Raw genomic sequence first — 2,048 nt, 5'->3', positions numbered from 1 at the left:
CGCTGTTGGGTGTCTGAGGGTGCGGCCGGTTGGTCGTCCTTCGGCGCCGACCCCAGTGAACTCGGATTGTGGTCCGGGGTGATGGGTGGTTGGTCGTTGTTTGAGAACTGCACAGTGGACGCGAGCATCTGTGGCCAAGTTTTTAAGGGCGCACGGTGGATGCCTTGGCACCAGGAACCGATGAAGGACGTGGGAGGCCGCGATAGTCCCCGGGGAGTCGTCAACCAGGCTTTGATCCGGGGGTTTCCGAATGGGGAAACCCGGCAGTCGTCATGGGCTGTCACCCGCTGCTGAACTCATAGGCAGTGTGGAGGGAACGAGGGGAAGTGAAACATCTCAGTACCCTCAGGAAGAGAAAACAACCGTGATTCCGGGAGTAGTGGCGAGCGAAACCGGATGAGGCTAAACCGTATACGTGTGAGACCCGGCAGGGGTTGCGTGTGCGGGGTTGTGGGTTCTTTCTTCTGCGGTCTGCCGGCCGTGGGACGAGTCAGAAACCGTTGATGTAGACGAAGGACATGCGAAAGGTCCGGCGTAGAGGGTAAGACCCCCGTAGTTGAAACGTCAGCGGCTCGTTTGGAAGATACCCAAGTAGCACGGGGCCCGAGAAATCCCGTGTGAATCTGGCGGGACCACCCGCTAAGCCTAAATATTCCCTGGTGACCGATAGCGGATAGTACCGTGAGGGAATGGTGAAAAGTACCCCGGGAGGGGAGTGAAATAGTACCTGAAACCGTGTGCCTACAAGCCGTGGGAGCACTTTGGTGTGACTGCGTGCCTTTTGAAGAATGAGCCTGCGAGTTTGCGGTGTGTTGCGAGGTTAACCCGTGTGGGGTAGCCGTAGCGAAAGCGAGTCCGAATAGGGCGTTTGAGTAGCACGCTCAAGACCCGAAGCGGAGTGATCTAGCCATGGGCAGGTTGAAGCGGAGGTAAGACTTCGTGGAGGACCGAACCCACCAGGGTTGAAAACCTGGGGGATGACCTGTGGTTAGGGGTGAAAGGCCAATCAAACTCCGTGATAGCTGGTTCTCCCCGAAATGCATTTAGGTGCAGCGTCGTGTGTTTCTTGCCGGAGGTAGAGCACTGGATAGGCGATGGGCCCTACCGGGTTACTGACCTTAGCCAAACTCCGAATGCCGGTAAGTGAGAGCGCGGCAGTGAGACTGTGGGGGATAAGCTCCATGGTCGAGAGGGAAACAGCCCAGAGCATCGACTAAGGCCCCTAAGCGTACGCTAAGTGGGAAAGGATGTGGAGTCGCACAGACAACCAGGAGGTTGGCTTAGAAGCAGCCACCCTTGAAAGAGTGCGTAATAGCTCACTGGTCTAGTGATTCCGCGCCGACAATGTAGCGGGGCTCAAGCGTACCGCCGAAGTCGTGTCATTGCAGCATATAGCCCTAACGGGTGTTGTGATGGGTAGGGGAGCGTCGTCTGCCGGGTGAAGCAGCACCGGAAGGTAGTTGTGGACGGTTGACGAGTGAGAATGCAGGCATGAGTAGCGATTCACACGTGGGAAACGTGTGCGCCGATTGACTAAGGGTTCCTGGGTCAAGCTGATCTGCCCAGGGTAAGTCGGGACCTAAGGCGAGGCCGACAGGCGTAGTCGATGGATAACCGGTTGATATTCCGGTACCCGCTGTGAAGCGTCAAACATCGAACCCATTAATGCTAAGGCCGTGAAGCCGCCCTGGATCCTTCGGGTGAAGGGGAGTGGTGGAGCCGCCGGCCCAAGGTGGTAGTAGGTGAGTGATGGGGTGACGCAGGAAGGTAGTCCATCCCGGGCGGTGGTTGTCCCGGGGTAAGGGTGTAGGCCGTGTGATAGGTAAATCCGTTGCACATGTGGTTGAGACCTGATGCCGAGCCGATTGTGGTGAAGTGGATGATCCTATGCTGTCGAGAAAAGCCTCTAGCGAGTTTCATGGCGGCCCGTACCCTAAACCGACTCAGGTGGTCTGGTAGAGAATACCGAGGCGTTCGGGTGAACTATGGTTAAGGAACTCGGCAAAATGCCCCCGTAACTTCGGGAGAAGGGGGGCCACACCTGGTGA

Annotated in this window: 1 rRNA gene (only partly in view); it reads left to right on the top strand. The window is 57.3% G+C overall.

What is annotated here, in order from left to right:
- Nucleotides 1-132 precede the first annotated feature (132 nt).
- Nucleotides 133-2,048 (top strand): 23S ribosomal RNA (locus tag ADL25_RS02190) (it continues 1,181 nt past the right edge of the window).

The sequence above is a fragment of the Streptomyces sp. NRRL F-5122 genome (assembly GCF_001507435.1).
In the GTDB taxonomy this organism is placed as follows: Bacteria; Actinomycetota; Actinomycetes; order Streptomycetales; family Streptomycetaceae; genus Streptomyces; species Streptomyces lannensis.
This window is presented reverse-complemented; position numbering and strand designations above follow the sequence as displayed.